Below are 23,974 nucleotides of genomic sequence, written 5' to 3'. Positions count from 1 at the left end.
AAGCTTCAGCGCATATCGCGATGCGCGATGATTGTCATCCCGCCTGCCCGAGCCGAAAGAACGTCGGAAGAAAAATCAGCCGTTGCCGGCCAGCAGCCGCTTCGCCGCCGCCCTCGCCTCTTCGGTGACCGAAGCCCCGGCCAGCATACGGGCGATCTCCTCGGTGCGGTCCTTCTGCGCCATCGTCGCGACGCGCGTGGCAATCTTTTCAGAACCGTCGGCCGACGGTCCCTTGGAAATCAAGAGATGCGTCGCCGCCCGCGCCGCGACCTGCGGCGCATGGGTGACCGACAGCACCTGCACACGCTCCGACAGCCGCTTCAGCCGCTGGCCGATCGCATCGGCCACCGCACCGCCGACGCCGGTATCGATTTCGTCGAAGACGAGCGTCGGCGCCGATCCGCGATCAGCGAGCGCCACCTTCAGCGCCAGCAGGAAACGCGAGAGTTCGCCGCCGGAGGCGACCTTCATGATCGAGCCCGGCCGTGTGCCGGGATTGGTCTGGACATGGAACTCGACGACGTCGATGCCTTCGGCCAGCGCCTCGTGCGCATCCGTGTTGATCTCGACCATGAAACGGGCGCGTTCGAGCTTCAGCGCCGGCAGCTCGGCCATGACGGCCCCAGCCAGTGCTGTGCCGGCGTGATGGCGCTTTTCGGAGAGCGAGCGCGCCGCCGCATCGTAATTTTCCCGGGCCAAGCCGACCTCGGCGTCGAGCCGCGCAAGCCGCTCCTCGCCCGCGTCGAGGTCGGCAAGATCGGCGATCATGCGCACGGCAAGCGCCGGCAGTTCGGTGACGGGAACGGAATATTTGCGCGAGGCGGCCCTGAGCGCGAAAAGCCGCTCCTCCACCCGCTCCAGCTCTCTCGGATCGTATTCGGTCTTGCGCAGCGCCGCCTCGACTTCCATCTGCGCGTTGGAAAGCTGATCGAGCGCAGCATCGAGCAGCGCCACGGTGTCTTCGAGCAGTCCCGGCGCCTCATGGCTCTTGCGCTCCAGCCGGCGCACCAGCGAGGCGATATGGGGCACCGGCGAGGCATTGCCGTTGAGGAATTCGGACGCCTCGGCGATATCGCCGGCGATTCGCTCGGCCTTCATCATCTTCTGCCGGCGATCGGCGAGTTCTTCCTCCTCGCCATCCTGCGGCGAGAGCTTCTCGAGTTCCTCGACCGAAGAGCGCAAGTAGTCGGCTTCGCGCGCCGCGCTTTCCACCTTCTCGCGGTGCTTCTTCAGCGTCCGCTCGCTGTCGCGCCACAGGCGATAGAGCCGGGAGACCTCCGAAACCTCGTCGGTGAGGCCGGCAAACGCATCGAGGAGAGTGCGGTGGGCATTGGTGTCGACAAGGGCGCGATCGTCGTGCTGTCCGTGGATTTCGACCAGCATCTGACCGGCCAGGCGCATCAGTTGCACGCTGACCGGCTGGTCGTTGACATAGGCCTTGGTGCGCCCGTCCGCCGATTGCTGGCGGCGGAAGATCAGGTCGCCCTCGTCGTCGATGCCGTTTTCACGCAGGAGCATGCGGGCGCCGTGCTCCATGCCGACGTCGAACACCGCCGTCACCTGGCCCTTGTCCTCGCCGTGGCGCACCAGGCCGCCGTCACCGCGTCCGCCGAGCGCCAGCGACAGGCTGTCGAGCAGGATGGATTTGCCCGCCCCGGTCTCGCCCGTCAACACGGAGAGGCCGGTCTCGAAGGCAAGATCCAGCCGCTCGATCAGGACGATATCGCGGATCGAAAGCTGGATCAGCATTGGCCTCAGGAACCGAGAAGAAGTTTCTTGCCCGCTGCGGCGATCCACGAGCCCTTGTTCTCACGCGGCTCGGCACCGCCGCTCTGCAGCAGCTTGTAGGAATCAGCATACCACTGGCTGTCGGGATAATTGTGACCGAGAACGGCAGCGGCTGTCTGCGCCTCGTCGACGATGCCCATGGCGTAATAAGCTTCGACGAGACGCGCCAAGGCCTCTTCGATCTGGTTCGTGTTCGGATATTTCTCGACGACGATGCGGAAGCGCGAGATCGCGGCGAGATATTCCTTCCGCTCCATATAGTAGCGGCCGATCTGCATTTCCTTGCCGGCCAGCTGGTCGCGCGCAAAGCGGATCTTCGCCTGCGCGTCGTCGACATATTCGGAGTTCGGATAATTGTCGATGACGGCCTGCATCGCCTCGATCGTCTTGGCTGAGGCACGCTGGTCCTGCGTCACGTCGACGATCTGCTTGGAATAGGTGAGACCGATGAGATACTGCACATAGGCGGCATCCTGGGACTTCGGATATTGCGACATGTAGCGGTTGCCGGAAGCAAGCGCATCATCCAGGCGGCCTTGGCGGTATTTGACGAAGGTGCTCATCACAAGCGCCTTGCGCGCCCATTCGGAGAACGGGTTCTCGCGGTCGATCGCGTCGAACTTGCGCGCCGCTTCCGCCATGTTGCCGGCCTTCATATTGGCAAGGCCTTGGGTGTAGAGCACGTCGGGCGGATCGGTTTCGAGGCCGAGCTTGGTGATGTCGATATCGGGGTCCGACTGGCAACCGGAGATCAAGGCGCCTGCGCTGAGCACCAGAAGCGATGCGAACAAAGCGCGCGCTGTCTTCATCATACCTTCAGATCCTGCATAACCCATTCGAAAGAACCCCACTGCTGCCGCTCTCTCCACGGCAGCCACGCCTCGCTGGCGTTTCTAGCCACAAATGTGCATCAAGAGCAACGCAATGATAAGGCATTAACGCATTTTTGTGGCAGCAGCCGCAGAATGATTGGCTTTTCAACTTCTTCCCGACCTGTGGCGGCCGAGCATCGGTCTATTGCAGCAAACGCGGCCGGACATAAAAAAACCGCCTCCGGGAAAGAGGCGGCCTGGTCTTGAGAATATGCTGGAGGTCATGCCGACCAGGGAGCGAATTCCGAAACACTGACCGCGATCAGTTCGCGGGCAGCGACGCGCTGGCGCGGCGTCGACGTCTCGACCACCTCGTAGGCGGAGGGATCGGCGAGCAGCGCCTTCAGCGCATTGGCGTTCATCTTGTGACCACCGCGATAGGAACGGTAGCAGCCGATGAACTGGGCACCGGCAAGCGAGAGATCGCCGACGGCATCGAGCGCCTTGTGGCGGACGAATTCGTCCTTGGCGTAACGCAGTCCTTCGACGTTGATGACGGTGTTGTCGTCCGAGATGACGACGGAGTTTTCAAGCGAGGAGCCGAGCGCGTGGCCCGACGCCCAGAGACGCTCGACATCGCGCATGAAGCCGAAGGTGCGGGCGCGGGAAAGCTCGGTCTTGAAGACGGCGGCGGTCATGTCGCCGGCCCACTTCTGCCGGCCGATCAGCGGGCAATCGAAATCGATCTCGACTTCGAAGCGCGTGCCGTCATAGGGGCGGAATTCGCTCCAGGAGCCGCCATGCTCGATTCGCACCGGCTTGGTGATACGGATATAGCGGCGCTTGACGCCGAGCGAGACAAGACCGACCTGCTCGATCGCCTCGACGAAGGGCAGCGAGCTGCCGTCCATGATCGGCATTTCGGAGCCCTGCACCTCGATCACCACATTGTCGAGTCCGAGCGCATAGACGGCGGCCATGACATGCTCGATCGTCGCGACCGAATGGGCCGGCGAGAATCCGAGTACGGTGCAGAGGTCGGTATTGCCGACCTGCGATGAGACGGCCTTGAGTTCGGTGATGTCGCCATTGTCATGCAGGCGCTGGAAAACGACGCCGGTGTCCGATTCGGCCGGATTCAGGGTGATCGAGACTTCCGCGCCAGAATGGACCCCGGTGCCCGAAAGCGTCACGGGACGCGATACCGTCGTTTGAAAACCCAGCAAGCCAATTGCCATAAATTCTGCCTTTTATTCTTCCGTACCGGCGGCCTGTCCGATCGGCACGGTCATCGTTCATTCTGCAGCCGGAGCCTGTCGAAAGGTCTCCTAGGGCAGTTTCATTGCACCATACTTACGTGCGCCGGCGCTCCAATCCAAATCACTGTTTCTTTCGCTTTGTTACGAAGTCACGCGATTGAAATTGCTCGCGAATCGCAGGCTGAAAAACAGCAATGCCCGGGACCTTAATCCCGGGCATGAACGGTGCCGAAGCACGGCCTAGTTCGACTGGCGACGCAGGAATGCCGGGATTTCCAGCTGGTCGTCTTCCTGCATCATCCGGGCCTGCGGAACTGCCCGGCCCTGGTCGTCGAGGTTGCCGCGGCGCGGTGCGTAGAGGCTTGCCTCGGGTGACAGCGGACGGCGCTGCTGCGAAGCGGCCGGCGGTGCTGCGGTCATATCGGCGGCAACGGCGTCGTCGTCGCGGCGGCCAAGCGAATTGGTGATTCGCTTGAGCAGGCCCATCGGACCACGCTCGTCCGCCGCATGCGCAGAAGTCGGCTGCGTGCGGTGGTCGAGTTCGGCCTGAACGACCGGCGGGAAATCCTCGACCTTCGGCATGCGCATCGGTTCGGGCGCCTGACGGATGGTCGGCTCCTGACGGATCGGCTGCTGCTGGACTGGCTGGCTGATGACCGGCTGGCTCATGGCGGGCGCCGGAGCCTGCTGCTGCACCGGTGCCGGACGCATTGCCGGAGCTTCCGGCGCAGGCGCGAAGATCTTGCTCTGCGGACGGAAGGTTTCCTGCTGTGCCGCTGACTGCTGCAGCGGTGCGGCAGCACGCGGGGCCGGAATTTCGAGCTCGCGTTCCATCTCGGCTTCGCGGATGGTCTGCGCGATCGGATCCATGGCCTTCGGTGCCTGCATCACGGGGGCAGGCTGAACTGCGGCCGCTGCCGGAGCAACAGCCGCGGAAGGACGGATAGCAGGCTTTGCGGCCGGCTGGAAGTTGCGCTCGGCGGCTTCGTTCATCGCCCGGTCGATGCCGGTTGCGACGACCGAGACGCGGATGATGCCTTCGAGCGATTCGTCGAAAGTGGCGCCGAGGATGATGTTGGCGTCAGGATCGACTTCCTCGCGGATGCGGGTCGCGGCTTCGTCGACTTCGAAGAGGGTGAGGTCGCGACCGCCGGTGATGGAGATCAGCAACCCTTGAGCGCCCTTCATCGAGGTTTCGTCGAGCAGCGGGTTGGCAATGGCAGCCTCTGCGGCCTGGAGCGCGCGGCCGGAGCCGGAGGCTTCGCCGGTGCCCATCATCGCCCGGCCCATTTCGCGCATCACCGAGCGGACGTCGGCGAAGTCGAGGTTGATGAGGCCTTCCTTGACCATCAGGTCGGTGATGCAGGCAACGCCCGAATAGAGAACCTGGTCAGCCATGGCGAAGGCATCGGCGAAGGTCGTCTTGTCGTTGGCGATGCGGAAGAGGTTCTGATTCGGAATGACGATCAGCGTATCGACAGACTTCTGCAGTTCCTGGATGCCCATCTCGGCCAGGCGCATGCGGCGCCCGCCTTCGAAATGGAACGGCTTGGTGACAACGCCGACCGTCAGGATACCCTTGTTGCGGGCCGCCTGTGCGACAACGGGAGCAGCACCTGTGCCGGTGCCGCCGCCCATGCCGGCGGTGACGAAGCACATATGCGTGCCGTTCAGGTGATCGACGATCTCGTCGATGCACTCTTCGGCGGCCGCGCGGCCGACTTCCGGCTGCGAGCCGGCACCGAGGCCTTCGGTGACGTTGACGCCGAGCTGGATGATGCGCTCGGCCTTCGTCATCGTCAGCGCCTGCGCATCCGTGTTGGCGACGACGAAGTCGACGCCCTGGAGGCCGGCGGTAATCATGTTGTTGACGGCATTGCCGCCACCACCGCCAACGCCGAACACGGTGATGCGCGGCTTCAGCTCTGTGATGTCAGGCTTTTGCAGCTTGATGGTCATGGTACCTGTTCCTTCTCTCTCTGGCCGCATCGCCACGCCGGCCAATTACTCAAATTTCAGAAGCTTTCCTTCAGCCACTGGCCCATACGGGCTATGCGGCTGTTATTTCCCCCAAGCGACATGAGCAGACCGCTCTGTGACGCATGTGTCTCCATGTCCGCGACCTGCGGATAGATCATCAGGCCGACGGCCGTCGAAAAGGCCGGACCCTTGGCCGCCGTCGGCAACCCCGAGACGCCCATCGGACGGCCGATGCGGACGTTGCGGGCAAGGATGCGCCGCGCCACGTCGGCAAGGCCGGTTAGCTGGCTCGCCCCGCCGGTCAGCACGACACGCTTGCCGACGATCGGGCTGAAGCCCGAACGCTGGATACGGTCGCGGATCAGTTCCATCGTCTCTTCGATTCGGGCCGACACGATGCGCGAAACCAGCGCCCGCGGCACCTGCGACGGCTGGTCGCGATCGTCCTCGCCGATTGGCGGGATCGAGATCAACTCGCGCTCGTCGGAGGAATTCGTAAGTGCTGAGGCATGCACGACCTTCAGCCGCTCAGCATCCTCGATGCGGGTCGAAAGGCCGCGCGCCAGGTCGGTGGTGACGTGATGGCCGCCGAGGCCGACGGCATCCGTATGAACGAGCTTGCCTTCGGCAAAGACCGAGATCGTCGTCGTGCCGCCGCCCATGTCGATCGCCGCGCAGCCGAGCTCGACCTCGTCATCGACGAGAGCAGCAAGGCCCGATGCATAGGGCGTCGCAACGATGCCCTCGACCGACAGATGCGCACGATTGACGCTAAGCTCGAGATTCTTCAGTGCCGAGCGCTCCGCAGTGACGACATGCATGTCGACGCCGAGCGCATCGCCATACATCGCCAGCGGATCGCGGATGCCGCGCTCTCCGTCGAGCGAGAAGCCGGTCGCCAGCGAATGCAGCACCGAACGGTCCTGGCGCAGCGACTGCTGGCAGGCGGCCGACAGTACCTTCTTCAGATCGTTGAGCTCGACTTCCTGGCCGCCAAGATCGATTGTCGCTGTGTAGATGTCGCTGCCGAGGCGGCCGGCCGTCAGGTTGACGATCAGGCTTTCGACGGTCAGACCCGCCATGCGCTCGGCCGCATCGACGGCAAGACGGATGACGCCTTCCAGCGCGTCGAGATCGGCGATAACGCCGGTCTTGATGCCACGGGAACGCTGGTGGCCGATGCCGATGATCTCGATATTGTGTGTGCGGCCCGGCAGGATCTGACTTTCCTCGCGCGGCGTCAACCGGCCGATCATGCAGACGACCTTGGTCGAGCCGATGTCGAGCACCGAAACGACATGCGACCGCTTCGACGAAAGCGGCTTCAGGCGCGGCAATCCGAAATGGGATGAACCGAACAAGCTCATATATTCTGCCCCGCCTTCTTCAATTCTTTCGTACGCTCCGTCACTGCCGTCTGCCTGCGGATCGCCGCCTCCGGCGTCAGCTGGATCGCGGTTCTGTCGGCCAGCCTGAGATCGACTGCGGCAATATCTCGCTCCAGCAGCTGGTGCTCCTTGTCGAACTTCGAAAGCGTCGCCAGTGCCTGGTCGATACCGTCTTCCGGCAGTTTGACGACGACGCCGTTATCCATATGCAGGTCCCAGCGACGACCGGATATCCAGACATAGGCCTTCACGCGGGCCTTCACGTCGGGCCACTTCGAGAAGGCGTCCTCCAGTGAAGCCGCCGCCGTTTCGGCATCGCGGCCGACGACGAGCGGCAGCGCCGAAAACTTGTTGTCGCGCAGCGGCGCAATAACACTGCCGTTCTTCTCGATCAGGGAAAGCTCCTGCCCGTGCTGCCAGATCGCATAGGCCTGGCGCTCCTTGAGCTTCACCTCGATCGTTTTCGGATAAATCTTTCGGACTTCGACATTTTCCACCCAGGGAAGATGCGCGATCTTCCGGCGGGCGGCATCGACGTCGAGGGCGACCAGTGAGGTCGTGCCGTCAAGGCCGATCAGCTGCAGGATCTCGATTTCGGAGGTCTCCGCATTGCCGGAGACCTTCACGTCCTCGATCGCAAAACCCGCGGCCGTCGTCGTCGCCTGCGCGACGGCTTCGGTGTGACCGCCGAGCGACATGCCGTAAAGCCCCGTCGCACCCAAGAAAGCGAGCGCCGAGACCGTGCCCGTATGAACAGGAATATAGATGCGGCCGCCGCAGAGGCTGATCAGGAAGCGCGTGATCCGGCGCAGCGGACGCGGCAGCACGAACCGCTCTTCGGCTTCCATGATCGGAAGCACGGCATGATGGCTGGGGCGCCCAATCCTCTTGACCGTCAACGCAAACAAGACGCGTCCTCCACCATCCACCGGAGAAACTGACCAAATGAATAGCCGGCATGACCGGCCATTTCGGGCACGAGCGAGGTTGGAGTCATACCTGGCTGGGTATTGACCTCCAGCCAGATGATTTCGCCGTCTTCGGAGAAACGATCGTCGTAACGAAAGTCGGACCGACTGACGCCGCGACAACCGATTGCCTGATGCGCCCTTAGGGACAATGTTTGTATTTTTTGGTAAATATTCGGTGAAATTTTCGCGGGGATGACGTGTTTTGAACCGCCTGCCGCATACTTGGAGTCGTAATCATAAAAATTGTGTCCCTGCGGCACCACTTCCGTGACGCCGAGCGGAGTTTCACCCATGACGCCGCAGGTGAGTTCGCGACCATAGATATAGCGCTCGACGATCACTTCCTCGCCGTAACGCCACTCGGGCGAGCTGACGATCTGTGGCGGATGCGCCTGATCTTCCGTGACGATGACGACGCCGAAGCTCGACCCCTCGCGGACAGGCTTGACCACATAGGGCGGCGTCATCGGATGCGTCGAGGGAAAGGCGAAACGGTTGACCACCTGCGATTCGGCGACCGGAATACCGGCAGCGGCGGCAACGAGCTTCGCCTTATCCTTGTCCATCGCAAGCGCCGAGGCAAGCACGCCCGAATGCGTATAGGGGATCTCGAGATATTCGAGGATGCCCTGAATGGTGCCGTCCTCGCCGAACGGGCCGTGAAGCGCATTGAAGACGACATCGGGCTTCAGCGCGGCAAGCTTCTCGGAAACGTCGCGCGTCACGTCGATGCGCGTCACGTCGAAGCCCTCTGCCTCGAGAGCTTCTGCGCAAGCCTTTCCCGAGGAAAGGCTGACAGGCCTTTCCGAGGAAAATCCGCCCATCAGGACAGCGACATGCTTGCGACTCATCAACACCCCCAAAAATAACTTTCATTTTCGAAATCGACGCTTGCGCGAAGCTGTCTGCGCCGTTTCAGGCCTTTGTCCGACCTGGGTGCATTAGAGCATCATTATGGTTAATGAAGTGTTTACTTTCGTTAACTTCGTATTGCCGCGCCCTTGATTTTTTAACCTTCTCGTCTTCGGGATTGCCAGATCGAAGATGCCGCCGATCCGCGAAAACAGAAAAACCCGCACGGAAAAACCGCGCGGGCTCAATGGGATAGCTCGGTATCTTGCAGTCAGTCGGCGTCGTCAAGGAATTTCCAAACGAGCCCACCGAGCGCCCCACCTGCAAGTGGCGCAATCCAGAACAACCAGAGCTGCTGCAGCGCCCAGCCGCCGACGAACAGCGCCTGGCCGGTGGAGCGCGCCGGATTAACCGAGGTGTTTGTCACGGGGATAGAAACGAGATGGATCAGCGCCAGCCCAAGGCCGATCGCAAGCGGCGCGAAGCCCGCAGGCACCCGGCTGCTGGTCGATCCCAGGATGATGATCAGGAAGAACATGGTGAGCAGCACTTCGATCAACAGCGCCGAAAGCAGTGAATAACCGCCCGGAGAATGATCGCCATATCCGTTGGCGGCAAAGCCGCCGAGTTCGAAACCCGCTTTGCCGCTGGCGATGAGATAAAGCAGCGCCGCCGCGGCGATGGCGCCGACAACCTGCACGACGATATAGGGAAAGAGGCGCGCCGCCGGAAACCGTCCGGCAACCGTAAGGCCGAGCGAGACGGCGGGATTGAAATGACCGCCCGAAATGCCGCCCACGGCATAGGCCATGGTGAGCACCGTCAGACCGAACGCAAAGGCCACGCCGACAAAACCGATTCCAAGTTCGGGATAGGCCGCAGCCAGCACGGCACTGCCGCATCCGCCGAAGACCAGCCAGAACGTGCCGAGAAATTCGGCAACAAGACTCTTTTGCATGGATATCTCCTTTGCCCTCAACCAGAGGGTTAGCAATGAATCTGTTACAATTCGATTCCGGTCAAGCGCGCGGGCGCCGCCGTGGCAAGCCTCGCGCAAGGAAGGAAAACCCAAGGATTTGAAATGACACCGGGGGATGCGAGCCGGTAACCCATGCGGGCCGCGTCCCCTGTACCGAATGCATGTTTTGACATTTTCTCGGATCTGAAATTGCGTTAAGACCCGCGAGCCTCCCAAGGCGCTTCATAAAAATACTGATTGGAATGAAAATGACAGACGCGATCTCCGCATCGCCGACTCCTGCCTCGAACAGCGCGCAAGTCAATTCTCCGGCTCGCGTCCTTATCGCCAGCCTTGTCGGCACCACCATCGAATTCTTCGACTTCTACGTCTACGCGACGGCAGCCGTCCTCGTCTTCCCGCATCTCTTCTTCCCGGCAAGCGATTCGAACGCCGCAACGCTGCAGTCGCTCGTCACCTTCTCGATCGCCTTTTTCGCCCGCCCCATCGGCGCTGTGGTTTTCGGTCATTTCGGCGACCGCATCGGCCGCAAGGCGACGCTCGTCGCCGCGCTGATGACGATGGGGCTTTCGACCGTCCTGATCGGCATGCTGCCGGGCTACGATGCGATCGGCATCGCCGCGCCGCTGTTGCTGGCGCTTTGCCGCTTCGGTCAGGGCCTTGGCCTCGGCGGCGAATGGGGTGGCGCCGTTCTGCTTGCCACCGAAAACGCTCCTCCCGGCAAGCGCAGCTGGTATGCCATGTTCCCACAGCTCGGCGCTCCGATCGGCTTCATCCTCTCCTCCGGCTTCTTCCTCATCCTGGCGGAAACGATGAGCAATGAGGATTTCCTCGACTACGGATGGCGCATTCCCTTCATCGCCAGCCTCGCCCTCGTCGCCGTCGGCCTCTATGTTCGCTTGAAGATCGCCGAGACGCCGGAATTCCGCAAAGCCGTCGAAAAGCACGAGCGCGTCGCCGTGCCGATCGAGGTGGTCTTCCGCAACCATCTGCGCAGCCTGATCCTTGGCACCTTCATCGCCGTTGCGACCTTCGTGCTGTTCTACCTGATGACGGTCTTCACGCTCTCCTGGGGTACCACACCTCTGGAAAAGGGTGGGCTCGGTTACTCCCGCGAGCAGTTCCTGGTCGTCCAGCTTGTCGGCGTCGTCTTCTTCGGCCTGACAATCCCGCTTTCCGGCTGGCTCTCCGATCTCTATTCACGCCGCATCATCCTGACGCTGACGACGATTGCCATCGCGATCTTCGGCTTCTTCTACGCGACGCTGTTGACCAGCGGTCTCACAGGCGCTTTCCTGTGCTCGATCATCGGCCTCGCCTTGATGGGCTTCACCTATGGTCCGATCGGTGCGGCCCTCGCCGCCCCCTTCCCAACTATGGTGCGCTATACCGGCGCCTCGATGACCTTCAACCTCGGCGGCATCTTCGGCGCTTCGCTGGCGCCTTACATCGCCACCTGGCTCGCCACGCACTACAGCCTGGACCATGTCGGCTACTACCTCGCCGCCTCCGCGGTGATCTCGCTCATCTGCATCCGGCTATCGGGCCGCGAAGAAGTCTGAGCCACCAGCCACACAAACGCAAAAGCCGCGATGCTCGTCGCGGCTTCAGACTGCTGACAAACCCCTGGCCTTGGCTGGGGTTTGTCAGCAGTCATAGGTCGCCTTCACCCTCGTCGACGGACACTATTTCTGCAGCTTGCTCCGTGCAGAGGGGCGGCTACCGCAACATTCCTTGAGGTTCTTCCCTGAACCGCAAGGACATGGATCTTTGCTCCTGCGCTGCAGGCGACCGATCAGGGGGAGAATAGCCGCGGTCGGCAAAAATTCGGCGACAAGAGTAAACAACTTGGCTGAAATGCCGGGGACAACGCGGCGACGGCCGGAGTTGAAACCGCTCCAGGCCCGCTCAGCGACATATTCAGCGTCCAACTTGGGCAATATCTTGAAGAGAGCCGCCCGATTCGCGCCGGCCTTTTCAAGGAATTCGGTGGATACCGGTCCGGGCGCGACACATGTCACGGTAACGCCAAAGCGGCGCACTTCCTGATGGAGCGCGTCCGAAAAAGAGTGCACGAAACCCTTGCTTGCGTAATACAAGGCCATGTACGGCCCGGGAACGAGACCCGCTATGGAGCCGAGATTGATCACGCCGCCACGTCCGCGCGCCAGCATTCCAGGCAGGAAGCGAAGGGTCATGTCGGTCAGGGCGCGTATATTGAGATCGATGATCCCAATCTGATCTTTGACGGGGAGTAACGTTGCTGCGCCTCGCAGACCATACCCGGCACTGTTGACCAGGACGCCGCAAACCAAATCGTTGGCAGTGAGAAAAGCCTCGAGACGCGCTGACGCATCGGCTGCAAGGAGATCCAGCTCCAACGTGAACGCCTCACCACCGGCCTGCTGTACGTCGAGTGCCGCCGCAGCGAGGCCCTCAGGCGAACGCGCGACGAGTACGACGACATTGCGTTCACGTGCCGCAACCTTTGCGATTGCTCGTCCAATGCCACGGGAAGCACCGACCACGACGACAGCCAAACGGGGCTCACTGTGCGGGGTCATTTCGATGTCCCTGCCGCCGACATGATGGCAGGAGTACCGCTTTGGGCGAGGTTTCTCACTTCGTCGGCGATCTCGCAGTTCAAGATTCTTTCGAACCGCTCTAACGCCCGGGCGACATTCGCTCCATCCATGACCCTGTGGTCATAGTGGATGCGGACAGCAACCGATCCATCCTCGTCGATTGGACCGTAGTTGAGAAGTGTGGTCAGTGGAGTGAGCGGGTTGAGGGACTCCGCTCCCAGACCCGAATAGACAGACAATTGGAACGTGCCGAAATAGTGCGCACGCTTCCGCCCGATATTGAGCCCGAGCCACATGAGCAGCCACCTCACAGGGGCAGGTGCGCGAGCAAGCTTCAGAGAGCGCCGAAACTCCTTGATCTCCAGAACCGGAAGTGACCTCGCTGCGCGGATCAACGTTTCTAGCTGGGAAATGGAGCGTTGCTCGGGACCTTTGATGATGCTCAGCAGAACGACCCGCTCTCCCTCATGCTCGCGCTCATGGGCAATTGAGGCCACACTGGCCGGATATTCATAGAGCTGCGGCCTTGGAAACTTGATATAGGCGCGCCGCAATTCGGGGATCTCTTGAGAGAGCAGGGCGTATCCCTTCAAGAAAAGCACCGTCCAGGACGGCCGGGCATCCGTTCCGTCTCTGGCATCGAGGAGAGGCCGAAGGTTCATTTGCCGCTGGACCGTCACACGTGGCACCCCGATCGAGAATCTCATCAGATCTCCGACAAGTCGTCGCGATGCCGAGAGCTTGATCGTTCGGCCTCTCATCTTGCCACCTCTAGTAAAGATAAGGGATGATGCGCTTGGTCTTCGCCATATACGCGTGGTATTGCGGGCCGAAAACTTCCAACATCATACGTTCTTCCTTGTCCACCCTTAGGAAGAATAGAACGGTGAAGCCGATTAGGCCTGCCATGCCTGCCACCCAGTTCGACAGCAGAAACGCTTGTGAAAGCCCCATCAGAAGGAACGACGTGTACATGGGGTGACGGACAAGAGAGTATGGGCCAGCGCATATCAATTCGTGCTGCTGACGGATCTCCAGCGTAATCGACCAGTTTCGTCCTAATTGCTTGTGGGTTCTTCGAAAGACCCACATTGCGGTACAGAACAGTATTGCCCCGATCACGACGGCCCACAAATGAGGTGTATAGTCGGCGGCTTCGGGAATGCCGGTCGCGACGTAGAATCCCGGCACGATCGCAAGTCCAGCGAGAGCTGCCGCAAGCCCGACCGCCTCAGAACCGGTACGACGGTTGCTGATAACAGGCACTCGCTTTGCGCGGCGCTCAAATGGGTATCGAATGATGCACCATGCAACAATTCCGATAACCCAGACGACCTCGCCGACGACGGCTGCTGATAAGTTCAAATCAAGTCACCAGAACCTTTCTATGATCGGCCTTCCGCGATCGCCAACGCGTGTCTTGGATGCCCGCACGCATCAACCTGTATTCATCTCCCGCAGGGTTGCAATGAATTGTTGCGGCCTTAGCCAAATGCCGGGCGCCTTATAACCCATGTGCCGTGCGATATCCGCCACAAAGGCGTTGCAATTATAAACCGTTGCCTCCCAGAGATGAGTGGTTGCCTGCAGTTTGCGTATATACGCAACTGTGTCGCTATATTCATCATCAGTCAGCATCACACGCCAGCTTGCCGACCTGTACTGCTCTTCCAGGTCACCATCCGTTGCTCCGGTCGAGGCCGGAACGGGTATGAAATGGCCTAATACATAGGGCGCGGCATTGTCAGAAGCTGGCGCAAGTCCGGCAACTTCGGGATTGATCATCTTTCCGCTCTTATCCGCCCGCCCAAAAACGACGTAGGTGTGGCCGTAGGTCAGCGCATAGCGTGAGCGGAATTCGATGAAATACCGATTTGATTTGTTTTCAGCCGCATTGGTTGGAGCTACGCCTCTGCCATTCGACGTATAATGCGGTAGAGGCCTTTTGTCTTCTGTCTGGCATGACGATGCCATGACCGCCAACGCAATAACTAGCGACACACCGCCTCTTCCAAGCGCCATCACTAAGCTCCATATGCAGGCCCTGAGGAATGGGAGCCCGAAGTCAGCATATAAAAAGCCACTCGTGCGCTGTGAGTTGCGAAGGAGCGCAAGCCTGGCGGTTTATGGTGTAAGAAGAGGAAGGGTCTATGTGACCCTTCCTAAATTTCAAACGCGATATGCTACTTGTAGACTGCTTCTGCCGGCGGTGGGGCCTTCCCCTTGCCTTTGCCAATCGACCCGCAAGCACTCAGATTGGCCACCGCAAACATTGCAACGATCACGACTAGAATTCTGCTCATCATGAAGTCCTCTCCTCATCATGGGATAGCTTTTGAGGGCTACACCTTAAAGTTTAGCGACAATCAGCACCCTGGATAGGGCAGATATGATGCAACATGCAACGAATCTACATTAGCAGATACCTATTGCTATGACCAACCCTGCGATTTTAAATGGTAAACACCATCAGATGACAACGACGCGCGTGCCTACGCGTGTACGAGAGTACAGATCGACGATGTTTGCGTTCGTCAAGCGAATACACCCATTCGAAACTGCACGGCCTATCGACCAGGGGGCATTCGTTCCGTGCAACCGGAACAGGGTATCTTGTCCACCTTGGTAGAGGTAGAGGGCCGCTGCACCGAGAGGGTTGAGCGGTCCTCCCGGTATCCCGTCGGCATATTGGGCCAGCCGGGGTTTGCGCTGAATCATGTCATTGGTGGGCTTCCACGAAGGCCACTCTGCCTTATGGCCGATGGTGGCCTCACCCTTGAAACTCAGTCCTTCCTCTCCGACGGCAACGCCATAGCGAGTCGCCAGTCCGCCTGCCTCCACGAAGTAAAGGTAGCGGCTCGCCGTATCGACGACGATAGTTCCGGGCGGTTCACTCCCCGTATAAGCGACCTCCTGTCGTCGATAGCGGGGATCGAAATCCGGATCCATCGCAAACCGGTAGCGCAGCGGCGGCCCATCGCCCGAAGTACATCCAGAAAGCATCAGAGCCAGGCTCGCCAGCACCAGCCCCCGGCGTGTAATTTGGTGTTTGTTCATTTCCACCTGCCAAGTAATTCCGTCAATCCCGTTCATTCCAAATTAGCCCGTTCATTCCAAATTAGATTGCGACATCTTTTGACAAAGACACTCATTGCTGTGGAGGATGAGTTCGCAACACTGGCAACTTCCGGAGCTGCGCAATACCATGCGCTTCTATTTATCCGGGAAACCCCTTGCATCAATATTCGCGCCGATCGAATATTAGCATATCAACAAGGACAGAGACGATGAAGCTTTGCCTGGAGGGAAAAATCGCGATCGTAACGGGCGCAGGTTCCGGAATTGGTGCCGCCGTTTCCCGACAACTCGCTGAGGAGGGTGCCGAGGTTGTTGTCGCCGATATCAATGCTGACGCAGCACACACGATTGCCGCCGCAATCAGATCAGAGGGAGGCCGCGCCTGTGAATTTGTCGTCGATGTCAGTGACAGTGGAAGTGTGCAGAGACTTGTCGATTTTACCGTCGAGACATGTGGCGGCTTGGATCTGGCGGTCAATAATGCGGGAATTGATGGGGTGCGCGCCGCGGTCGCAGACTATCCGCTCGACAATTGGCACAAGGTGATGAACGTCAATCTGAACAGCGTTTTCTATTGCATGAAGTCCGAAATTGGCGCGATGCTTAAGCTTGGCGGCGGCGCAATCGTGAATATGTCTTCCACTCTCGGGTCCGTTGGATTACCCACCGCGGCGGCATACACCGCAGCCAAGCACGGGGTTGTCGGACTGACGAAAGTCGCTGCGATGGAGTATGCGAGATTGGGTATCCGCATAAATGCCGTCGGTCCCGGCTGGATTGAAACACCACTTTTGTCAGAGCACCTTGAGGTGGCGAGTACGCGACGCATGGCATCGCTTCAACCAATGGGCAGGCGTGGAAAACCGGAAGAGGTCGCGACTCTTGTGTGTTTCCTCCTGTCCGAGCAGGCCAGTTTCATCACTGGGGTGCACTATTTGGTGGACGGGGCCTATACCGCTCACTGAAGAAGGGGTTGGGAAGTAGACGGTGATTTCCAGACTACCTCCATTTTGCCTGATGCTGTGCTGCTGACGGGGCCCCCATATTGCGGTCTCTCCGCTGAGCTGTGTCGGCTGTCGGGCCGCGAGGAAGTCTGAGTCTCGAGCAGCAAATGAACAACAAGCCGCGACGGCTAGCGCATCGGCCGAAAATCGGAATCGATTTTCTGAAAGCACGATGCGTAGATTCAAAGCGGCTTTTTAATTGATGCCGTGAGCACTTCCGGTAAACCGGAACACTCACGGCAAAACGGGAACAGATCATGCGATGCCTCATTACCGGCGCAGCCGGCTTTATCGGTGGGCCTCTCGTCGAAAGACTGCATGGAGAGCGAATATGCGAGCTTGCGGTGACGACGCGATCTGCAGCCGCCAGCTTCCCGACATCTGTGCGGCATTTTCCCATCGAGATAACAAGCGAAACCGATTGGGCGGCAGTTCTCGAGGGTATTGATGTCATCGTCCATCTCGCCGCTCGTGTTCACATCATGCACGACCGCGCAGCCGATCCGCTTGCGGCATTTCGTCGGATCAACACCGCCGCCACGTTGAACCTCGCCGAGCAGGCCGCCCGCGCAGGCGTAAAAAGGTTCGTCTTCATTAGCAGCATCAAGGTCAATGGCGAGGAGAACGATCGGCCCTTCCGGCATGACGATACGCCAATGCCGATCGATCCCTATGGCATCTCGAAGCTGGAAACTGAAATCGGGCTGCATGAAATCGCCGCCCGAACAGGCATGGAAGTGGTCATCATTCGCCCGCCGCTCGTCTATGGACCCGGCGCGCGGGGCAACTTCGCCCTGCTCGTCGGACTTGTCCGGAAGAAGATACCGCTCCCCTTTGCCTCGCTGAAGAACCGCCGGACACTGGTCGCGCTTCCAAATCTCGTCGACCTGATCATCGCCGGGATGAAGCATCCCGGCGCATCCGGCCAGACCTTTCTCGCAGGTGATGGAGAAGATCTTTCGACTCCCGGACTTATCGAAGGGATTGCCGCAGGGCTGGGTGTCAAACCGATGCTGCTTCCCTTTCCCCCCGCCCTGTTGCAGATGGGCGCGAGAGTCACGGGAAAGGACGCCGTTTACCAGCGTCTTTGCGGTTCCCTGCAAGTCGACATATCCCACGCCCGCGAAGTGCTTGGCTGGTCGCCCCTCGTCACGCCGCGCGAAGGCCTGAAGCTTGCGGTGACGTAAACCGTTATTCGCTCGTCACGCCGTGGAACGGACGCACCTCACGGCCCGGCATGAAGACGCCGAGGCGTTTGATTTCCCATTCGAGCTTGATGCCGTCTTTTTCGAAGACCTCGCGACGTACCTGTTCGCCGAGATATTCGAGATCGTAACCGGTCGCCTGCCCCATGTTGATCATGAAGTTGCAGTGCAGCGACGACATCTGCGCTCCGCCGATGACGAGGCCGCGGCAGCCTGCCTCGTCGATCAGTTTCCAGGCCGAATGGCCGGCCGGGTTCTTGAAGGTTGAACCGCCTGTCTTTTCGCGCACCGGCTGTACCGTCTCGCGATGATTGCGCACGGCGTCCATCTCGGCGCGGATCTGCGCGCGCTCTTCCGGGTAGCCCTCGAACAGCACGGAGGTGAAGATCAGGTCGGCGGGCGCTGCCGAATACCGGTAGGAATAGCCCATCTCGGCATTGGAGAGCACATGCTTGTTGCCCTTGCGATCGACAGCATTGACTTCGATCAGCCGCTCGCGCGTCTCGACACCGTTCGCGCCGGCATTCATGCGCGCCGCGCCACCGATGCCGCCTGGAATCCCGTAGAAGAAATGGAAGCCGCCGATGCCGTTGTCCATCGCCATCGCCGCCACATGTTTATCAGGGCAGATGGCGCCGGCGAGAATCCGGTTTTCGCCGGCAAGCTCGACGAAACCGAACCCCTTGGCCGACAGGCGCAGCACGACGCCGGGAATGCCGCCGTCGCGCACCAGGATATTGGAGCCGACGCCGACCACCGTCAGCGGTACCTCCTCCGGCAATATCTTCAGGAAGGCGACGAGATCGTCGATGTCATGCGGCTGGAACATCAGCTCGGCCAAGCCGCCGGCCCTGAACCAGGTGACGCGGTCCATGGGGGCATCCGGCGTGATACGACCGCGGATATCCTTTACACCGTCCCCCAGAGACGCGAGAAGCTTTTCCCCATTCACCTGTTTCATACGGACTTTCCCGATAGGCCTTCCAGTTGTTTGGGCAGCGCCGCCGCCCAGGATGTGATGCTCCCAGCCCCCAACAGAACCACGAAATCGCCAGGCTTTGCAACCTCCGCAACCATCTGCGGTAGAAGCTCCGCCGAGCTCAGAAAGCGGGCGTCGCGATGGCCACCGGATTTTATGCGCGAGACCAGCGACACGGAATCGATACCCTCGATCGGATCCTCGCCGGCCGCATAGACCGGTGCCAGGAAGATGCTGTCGGCATCGTTGAAGCAGGCGGCGAATTCCTCGAACAGGCTCGCAAGACGGCTATAGCGGTGCGGCTGGTGGACCGCGATGACACGCCCCTTGCAGGATTCGCGGGCGGCGCGCAGCACCGCCTTGATCTCAACCGGATGATGGCCGTAATCGTCGAAGATCTGCACGCCATTCCACTCGCCGGTCAGCGTGAAGCGGCGCTTGACGCCGCCGAAGGAGGCGAGCCCCTTGGCGATATCTGCGCTCGATATGCCGAGCCGGTTGGCAACGGCAATCGCCGCCGTCGCGTTGGAAATATTATGCCGGCCGGGCATCGGCATGACCAGCCCCTTGAGCTCGATTACCTGACCGGTGCGGCGGCGGCGGATTTCGACGTCGAAGATCGAGCGCGTGCCGTCGATGCGCACATTCTTGAAGCGCACGTCGGCCTGCGGGTTCTCGCCATAGGTAATGATCTTGCGGTCCTCGATGCGGCCGACCAGCGACTGCACCTCGGGATGGTCGAGACACATGACGCCGAAGCCGTAGAACGGCACGTTCTCGACGAACTGCCGAAAGGCGGCACGCACGGCGTCGAAATTGCCGTAATGGTCAAGATGTTCCGGGTCGATATTGGTGATGACCGCAACATCGGCCGGAAGCTTCAGGAAGGTGCCGTCCGATTCGTCGGCCTCGACCACCATCCACTCACCCTCGCCCATGCGGGCATTGGTACCGTAGGCATTGATGATACCACCATTGATGACGGTCGGGTCCAGCCCACCAGCTTCGAGCAGCGTGGCGACCAACGAGGTGGTCGTCGTCTTGCCATGCGTGCCGCCGATGGCGATCGCATTGCGGAAGCGCATCAGCTCGGCGAGCATCTCGGCGCGGCGCACCACCGGCAGCAGCTTTTCGCGCGCGGCAATGAGTTCCGGATTGCTCTTCTTGATTGCCGTCGAGACGACGACGACTTCGGCCTCACCCAGGTTTTCCGCCCTGTGGCCGACGAAGACCTCGATGCCCTTGTCGCGCAGGCGCTGGACATTGGCGCTGTCGGCCTGGTCCGATCCCTGCACCTTGTGGCCGAGATTGTGCAGCACCTCGGCAATGCCGCTCATGCCGATGCCGCCAATGCCGATGAAATGGACGAGACCGATCGCCTTCGGCAGTTTCATGCGCGTGTCCTCTTGAATTCTGCAATTGTCCGTCCGGCGGCAATAGCCTCAACCATGTCGGCAAGCAAGTTCGCCGCATCGGGTTTGCCGGCGAGTTTCGCCGCCGCTGCCATGTGCGAAAGCTTTTCTGGATCGTTCATCACAGCCGTCAGGATCGCCGCGATCTTCTCCGGCGAAAGCTCCGACTGGGCGATCACCTTCGCCCCGCCGGTCGCAGCCAGTGCCGCCGCATTCGCCGCCTGGTCGTGATCGAGAGCGTGCGGGTAAGGCACGAGCACGGCAGGCCGGCCGATGACGGAGATTTCCGAAACCGTCGATGCACCCGAACGGCAGATGACGAGATGCGCCCTTGCCAGCCTCTCGGCCATGTCGGTGAAGAAGGGTGCGATATCGGCTCCCATCTCCAGCCTGGCGACGCAGCCGCTGACCATCTCCATGTCCTCGGGACGCACCTGCTGGGTGATGCGCAGGCGCACGCGGAGCGCGTCGTCGAGCAGGCTGATCGCCGTCGGTAGCGCCTTGGAGAAATATTGCGCGCCCTGGCTACCGCCGAAGACGACGAGGTTGAAGGCCTCGCCCGTATGCGACGGCGTGTAAGGTACCTCGGCTGCGGCGATGATTGCCGGGCGGACGGGATTGCCAGTCGTCACCGTCTTGTCTGAAAAGGCAGCGCCTCCCTCCGGCAGGAAACCGCCGGCGATGGCCTGTACGCGAGTTGCCAAGGCCTTGTTGGCGCGCCCCATCACAGCGTTCTGCTCGTGGATCATCGTGGCCACGCCGAGCCGGCTGGCAGCAAGCAGCGGCGGCACGGTGGGATAACCGCCGAAGCCGACGACGATGACCGGCTGCAGCCGCTGAATCAGCTTTTTTGCCGCCCGCATACCGCTCCAGAGCGTCCATAACGAGCGGGCGACCGCAACCGGGTTCTTCGAGCCGATCGTCGCCGACGGCACGACATGGATCTCCTCGGCCGGGAACTTGCCGGCATAACGCTCCGCCCGGCTGTCCGTGACGAGATGCACCGAATAGCCGCGCTCCTTCAGCTTGAAGGCCAGCGCCTCCGCCGGGAACACATGGCCGCCGGTTCCCCCGGCGGCAAGCAGCACGATGCCTTTGCTCATGGTCTTCTACTCCGCCGGCATGCCGTGCGGGACGCGGAAGAGGCTCCGGTCCTGCGCGCGTTTTTCCGGTCGATGGCGCGTCAGCGCCAGAATGAAGCCAGCGGTGACGCAGATCGCCACCATAGACGAGCCGCCATAGGAAATCAGCGGCAGAGTCATGCCCTTTGCCGGCAGCAGTTCGAGATTGACGCCGATATTGATGATCGACTGGATGCCCATCTGCAGCACCAGGCCGGCGACGGCGAAACGGTTGAAGTCGTTGCGCTCGCGATAGGCGTGCGAGAGGCCGCGCAGCACCAGCACGGTAAACAGTGCGACGAGCGCCATGCAGAAGACGATGCCGAATTCCTCGGCCGCGACCGAGAAGATGAAGTCGGTATGCGCATCCGGGATGATGCGCTTGACGATGCCCTCGCCCGGTCCCTGACCGAACCAGCTGCCGCGGATGATCGCCTCGCGCGCGGTGTCGATCTGGAACGTATCACCCTCGCCGGTCATGAACTTGTCTATGCGGCCGGCGACGTGCGGAAAGACGTAATAGGCGCTGAGCAGGCCGCCGGCGCCGCCGATACCGAGCAGCACGATCCAGATCCACGGCATGCCGGCCATGAAGAACATGCCGCCCCAGACGGCGGTCGTGAGAATGGTCTGGCCAAGGTCCGGCTGCGCGATGAGAAGGGCCGCGACGATGCCAAACAGGATGATGGCAAAGAGATTGCCAGGGATCTCCGGCTGGCGTGCATGTTCGGCAAACAACCAGGCGCAAACCACGACGAAGGCAGGCTTCATGAATTCCGACGGCTGAATGGAAAGCCCGGCGATCCAGATCCAGCGCCTGCCGCCCTTGACCTCCTGCCCGACGAACAGAACCAGCACCATCATGGCGAGCGAGATGATCAGGATCAGGATCGCGGTTCGCCGCACCTGGCGCGGCGTCAGAAAAGAAAGCCCGAGCATCACGGCGATCGAGGGGATCATGAAGGCCGCTTGGCGCTTGACGAAGTGGAAAGGTTCGAGCCCGATACGCTCGGCAACCGCGGGAGATGCCGCAAACGACAGCATGAAGCCAATGCCCATCAGGAAGATGAACATCGCCAGGAAGAAGCGGTCGATGGTCCAGAACCAATCGGCCAGAGGCCCACGTTCCGCGCGGCTTACCATATCATTTCTCTCCTATTGCCGGACCGATCAGCATTGTCATTCCGTCAAGTGCCGCCACGTGGCCGACAAAGGCATCGCCCCTGACTTCGAAGTTCTTATACTGGTCGAAGCTTGCGCAAGCCGGGGATAACATCACCGTAGAAGCAGCGGCCTCGTCGCGCTCCGCATCCGCTGCCGCATGCGCAACCGCCCGCTCCAGCGAGCCCGAGATCTCGTAAGGTACGGCCTCGCCGAGTGTCGCCGCGAACTCCGCCGCCGCCTCGCCGATCAGATAGGCCTTGGCGATGCGCGGGAAATAGGGCGCGAGCGTCGTAATGCCGCTGGCCTTCGGCAGGCCGCCGGCGATCCAGTAGATGCGATCATAGCTCGAAAGGGCCGGCGCCGCCGCATCGGCGTTGGTCGCCTTGGAATCGTTGACGAAGACGACGCGGCCGCGTCTGCCGACCGGCTGCATGCGGTGCTTGAGGCCAGGAAAGGAAGCAAGGCCGGTGCGGATGTCGTCGGCGGGAATCCCGACGGCGAGGCAGGCGGCGACGGCTGCGGCGGCGTTCTGCGCATTATGGCTGCCGCGCAGCGTCTGGATGCCGTCGAGATCGGCGAAGGGCAGCATGGCGCCGCCGGCGGCCTGGATGAGTTTGGTGCCCTCGGCATAGATGCCGTCGGCCAGCACGTTGCGGCGCGAAATACGGACCACCTTGACGCCTGCCCGCTCAACCCGGTCGGCGATCAGAGCCGAATGGCTGTCGTCGACGCCGACGATCGCGACATCGCTGCCGGCGACCAGCCTTTCCTTGATATCGGCATAATGCTGCATGGTGCCGTGACGGTCGAGATGATCCGGCGTCAGGTTGAGCAGGATGCCGGCCGACGGGTTCAGCGTCGGTGCTAGATCGATCTGGTAGGAGGAGCATTCGACAACGTAATAACGCTCGGCCTTCGGCGGATCGAGCGTCAACACCGCCGTGCCGATATTGCCGCCGAGCTGCGTGTCGTAGCCCGCCGATTTCAGCATATGAGCAATTAGCGCCGTCGTGGTCGACTTGCCGTTGGTGCCGGTTATGGCGATGAAAGGGCAATCCGGCGCATAGGCGCGGCGCTCGCGCACGAAGAGTTCGACGTCACCGACGATATCGACGCCGGCCGCGCGGGCAAGATCGACGGTCCAGTGCGGCTTCGGATGTGTGAGCGGCACGCCGGGCGACAGCACGAACAGCGCCTGCTGGCTCCAGTCGATGTTGTGCAGGTCTTCCGTCCTGATGCCTTCGGCAGCGGCCTTGGCGACACTGTCGGGATTGTCGTCCCAGGCGGTCACCTCGGCCCCGCCTGATATCAGCGCCCGGGCGGTGGCGAAGCCGGAGCCGCCGAGCCCGAAGAGTGCGACCTTCCTGTCCTTGAGCGTCGTGACCGGGATCATCGCT

22 protein-coding genes are annotated in these 23,974 nt (G+C 61.1%); 3 read left to right on the top strand and 19 right to left on the bottom strand.

Annotated features, from left to right (window positions below):
* Positions 1-75: 75 nt before the first annotated feature.
* The 8 genes from recN to aqpZ all read right to left on the bottom strand — a co-directional run bounded on the left by recN (position 76) and on the right by aqpZ (position 10,008).
* Entirely contained in the window at positions 76-1,749 is a 1,674-nt protein-coding gene (recN, locus tag G9X64_RS25120) for a DNA repair protein RecN (protein ID WP_168309994.1), read from the bottom strand.
* 5 nt (positions 1,750-1,754) lie between these two features.
* Complete coding sequence (locus tag G9X64_RS25115) at positions 1,755-2,624, bottom strand: outer membrane protein assembly factor BamD (protein WP_171377584.1); 870 nt, start codon at positions 2,622-2,624, stop codon at positions 1,755-1,757.
* A 257-nt stretch (positions 2,625-2,881) separates the two neighbouring features.
* The gene (gene lpxC / locus G9X64_RS25110) at positions 2,882-3,838 is read right to left on the bottom strand and encodes a UDP-3-O-acyl-N-acetylglucosamine deacetylase (RefSeq protein ID WP_168309993.1); all 957 of its coding nucleotides are present in this window, start codon (positions 3,836-3,838) and stop codon (positions 2,882-2,884) included.
* 261 nt (positions 3,839-4,099) lie between these two features.
* The gene (gene ftsZ / locus G9X64_RS25105) at positions 4,100-5,818 is read right to left on the bottom strand and encodes a cell division protein FtsZ (protein ID WP_168314029.1); all 1,719 of its coding nucleotides are present in this window, start codon (positions 5,816-5,818) and stop codon (positions 4,100-4,102) included.
* A 56-nt stretch (positions 5,819-5,874) separates the two neighbouring features.
* Positions 5,875-7,206: a cell division protein FtsA gene (ftsA, locus tag G9X64_RS25100; RefSeq protein ID WP_168309991.1), complete on the bottom strand. Its 1,332-nt coding sequence runs from the start codon at positions 7,204-7,206 to the stop codon at positions 5,875-5,877.
* Entirely contained in the window at positions 7,203-8,135 is a 933-nt protein-coding gene (locus tag G9X64_RS25095) for a cell division protein FtsQ/DivIB (protein ID WP_168309990.1), read from the bottom strand. The genes ftsA and G9X64_RS25095 overlap by 4 nt, the downstream gene beginning before the upstream one ends.
* Positions 8,123-9,049, bottom strand: a complete 927-nt coding sequence (locus G9X64_RS25090; RefSeq protein ID WP_171377583.1) for a D-alanine--D-alanine ligase — start codon at positions 9,047-9,049, stop codon at positions 8,123-8,125. Before G9X64_RS25090 ends, G9X64_RS25095 begins: the two co-directional genes overlap by 13 nt.
* A 272-nt stretch (positions 9,050-9,321) precedes the next feature.
* Positions 9,322-10,008: an aquaporin Z gene (gene aqpZ, locus G9X64_RS25085; RefSeq protein ID WP_171377582.1), complete on the bottom strand. Its 687-nt coding sequence runs from the start codon at positions 10,006-10,008 to the stop codon at positions 9,322-9,324.
* 269 nt (positions 10,009-10,277) lie between these two features.
* On the opposite strand from aqpZ, the gene G9X64_RS25080 reads away from it, so the two are divergent.
* Positions 10,278-11,591, top strand: a complete 1,314-nt coding sequence (locus tag G9X64_RS25080; RefSeq protein ID WP_168309987.1) for an MFS transporter — start codon at positions 10,278-10,280, stop codon at positions 11,589-11,591.
* Between the two features lie 123 nt (positions 11,592-11,714).
* Here the strand turns inward: G9X64_RS25080 and G9X64_RS25075 are convergent, their stop codons facing one another.
* The 6 genes from G9X64_RS25075 to G9X64_RS25055 form a co-directional block, all read right to left on the bottom strand.
* Positions 11,715-12,593, bottom strand: coding sequence for an SDR family NAD(P)-dependent oxidoreductase (locus G9X64_RS25075; RefSeq protein WP_168309986.1), 879 nt, complete (start codon positions 12,591-12,593; stop codon positions 11,715-11,717).
* A complete protein-coding gene (locus G9X64_RS25070; protein WP_168314033.1) occupies positions 12,590-13,375 on the bottom strand; it encodes a 2-oxo acid dehydrogenase subunit E2 in 786 nt (261 codons plus the stop codon). Before G9X64_RS25070 ends, G9X64_RS25075 begins: the two co-directional genes overlap by 4 nt.
* 10 nt (positions 13,376-13,385) lie before the next feature.
* Positions 13,386-13,979 (bottom strand): protein-S-isoprenylcysteine O-methyltransferase, encoded by a 594-nt coding sequence (locus G9X64_RS25065; RefSeq protein WP_171377581.1) that lies wholly within the window; start codon positions 13,977-13,979, stop codon positions 13,386-13,388.
* Between the two features lie 72 nt (positions 13,980-14,051).
* Positions 14,052-14,636, bottom strand: a complete 585-nt coding sequence (locus tag G9X64_RS25060; protein ID WP_171377580.1) for a hypothetical protein — start codon at positions 14,634-14,636, stop codon at positions 14,052-14,054.
* Between the two features lie 161 nt (positions 14,637-14,797).
* Positions 14,798-14,917: an ABC transporter gene (locus G9X64_RS36720; RefSeq protein WP_168310073.1), complete on the bottom strand. Its 120-nt coding sequence runs from the start codon at positions 14,915-14,917 to the stop codon at positions 14,798-14,800.
* 166 nt (positions 14,918-15,083) lie between these two features.
* Positions 15,084-15,671, bottom strand: coding sequence for a L,D-transpeptidase (locus G9X64_RS25055; protein ID WP_168314370.1), 588 nt, complete (start codon positions 15,669-15,671; stop codon positions 15,084-15,086).
* Positions 15,672-15,901: 230 nt separating this feature from the next.
* Here G9X64_RS25055 and G9X64_RS25050 point away from each other — a divergent pair, with 230 nt between their 5' ends.
* Together G9X64_RS25050 and G9X64_RS25045 are read left to right on the top strand one after the other, a co-directional pair.
* Positions 15,902-16,657 carry an SDR family NAD(P)-dependent oxidoreductase gene (locus tag G9X64_RS25050; protein WP_168309982.1) on the top strand — a complete coding sequence of 252 codons (756 nt, stop codon included), beginning with the start codon at positions 15,902-15,904 and terminating at the stop codon, positions 16,655-16,657.
* Positions 16,658-16,953: 296 nt separating this feature from the next.
* A complete protein-coding gene (locus G9X64_RS25045) occupies positions 16,954-17,883 on the top strand; it encodes a UDP-glucose 4-epimerase family protein (RefSeq protein ID WP_171377579.1) in 930 nt (309 codons plus the stop codon).
* A 4-nt stretch (positions 17,884-17,887) separates the two neighbouring features.
* Here G9X64_RS25045 and murB read toward each other — a convergent pair whose 3' ends face one another.
* Genes murB through murD form a run of 5 tightly spaced genes read right to left on the bottom strand, consistent with a single transcriptional unit; the run spans position 17,888 to position 23,970 of the window.
* Complete coding sequence (gene murB, locus G9X64_RS25040) at positions 17,888-18,862, bottom strand: UDP-N-acetylmuramate dehydrogenase (RefSeq protein ID WP_163882663.1); 975 nt, start codon at positions 18,860-18,862, stop codon at positions 17,888-17,890.
* Positions 18,859-20,274, bottom strand: a complete 1,416-nt coding sequence (murC, locus tag G9X64_RS25035; protein WP_168309980.1) for a UDP-N-acetylmuramate--L-alanine ligase — start codon at positions 20,272-20,274, stop codon at positions 18,859-18,861. Before murC ends, murB begins: the two co-directional genes overlap by 4 nt.
* Complete coding sequence (murG, locus tag G9X64_RS25030) at positions 20,271-21,395, bottom strand: undecaprenyldiphospho-muramoylpentapeptide beta-N-acetylglucosaminyltransferase (RefSeq protein WP_171377578.1); 1,125 nt, start codon at positions 21,393-21,395, stop codon at positions 20,271-20,273. The genes murC and murG overlap by 4 nt, the downstream gene beginning before the upstream one ends.
* Positions 21,396-21,401: 6 nt before the next feature.
* Positions 21,402-22,556, bottom strand: coding sequence for a putative lipid II flippase FtsW (gene ftsW, locus G9X64_RS25025; protein ID WP_129419907.1), 1,155 nt, complete (start codon positions 22,554-22,556; stop codon positions 21,402-21,404).
* A gap of 1 nt (position 22,557) precedes the next feature.
* On the bottom strand, positions 22,558-23,970 hold the full coding sequence (gene murD / locus G9X64_RS25020) for a UDP-N-acetylmuramoyl-L-alanine--D-glutamate ligase (protein ID WP_171377577.1): 1,413 nt from the start codon (positions 23,968-23,970) through the stop codon (positions 22,558-22,560).
* Positions 23,971-23,974: the final 4 nt, after the last annotated feature.

The organism is Rhizobium sophorae, assembly GCF_013087515.1.
GTDB classification, from domain to species: Bacteria; Pseudomonadota; Alphaproteobacteria; order Rhizobiales; family Rhizobiaceae; genus Rhizobium; species Rhizobium sophorae.
The sequence above is the reverse complement of the archived record's forward strand: the minus strand, read 5'-3'. Positions and strand labels throughout refer to the sequence as shown.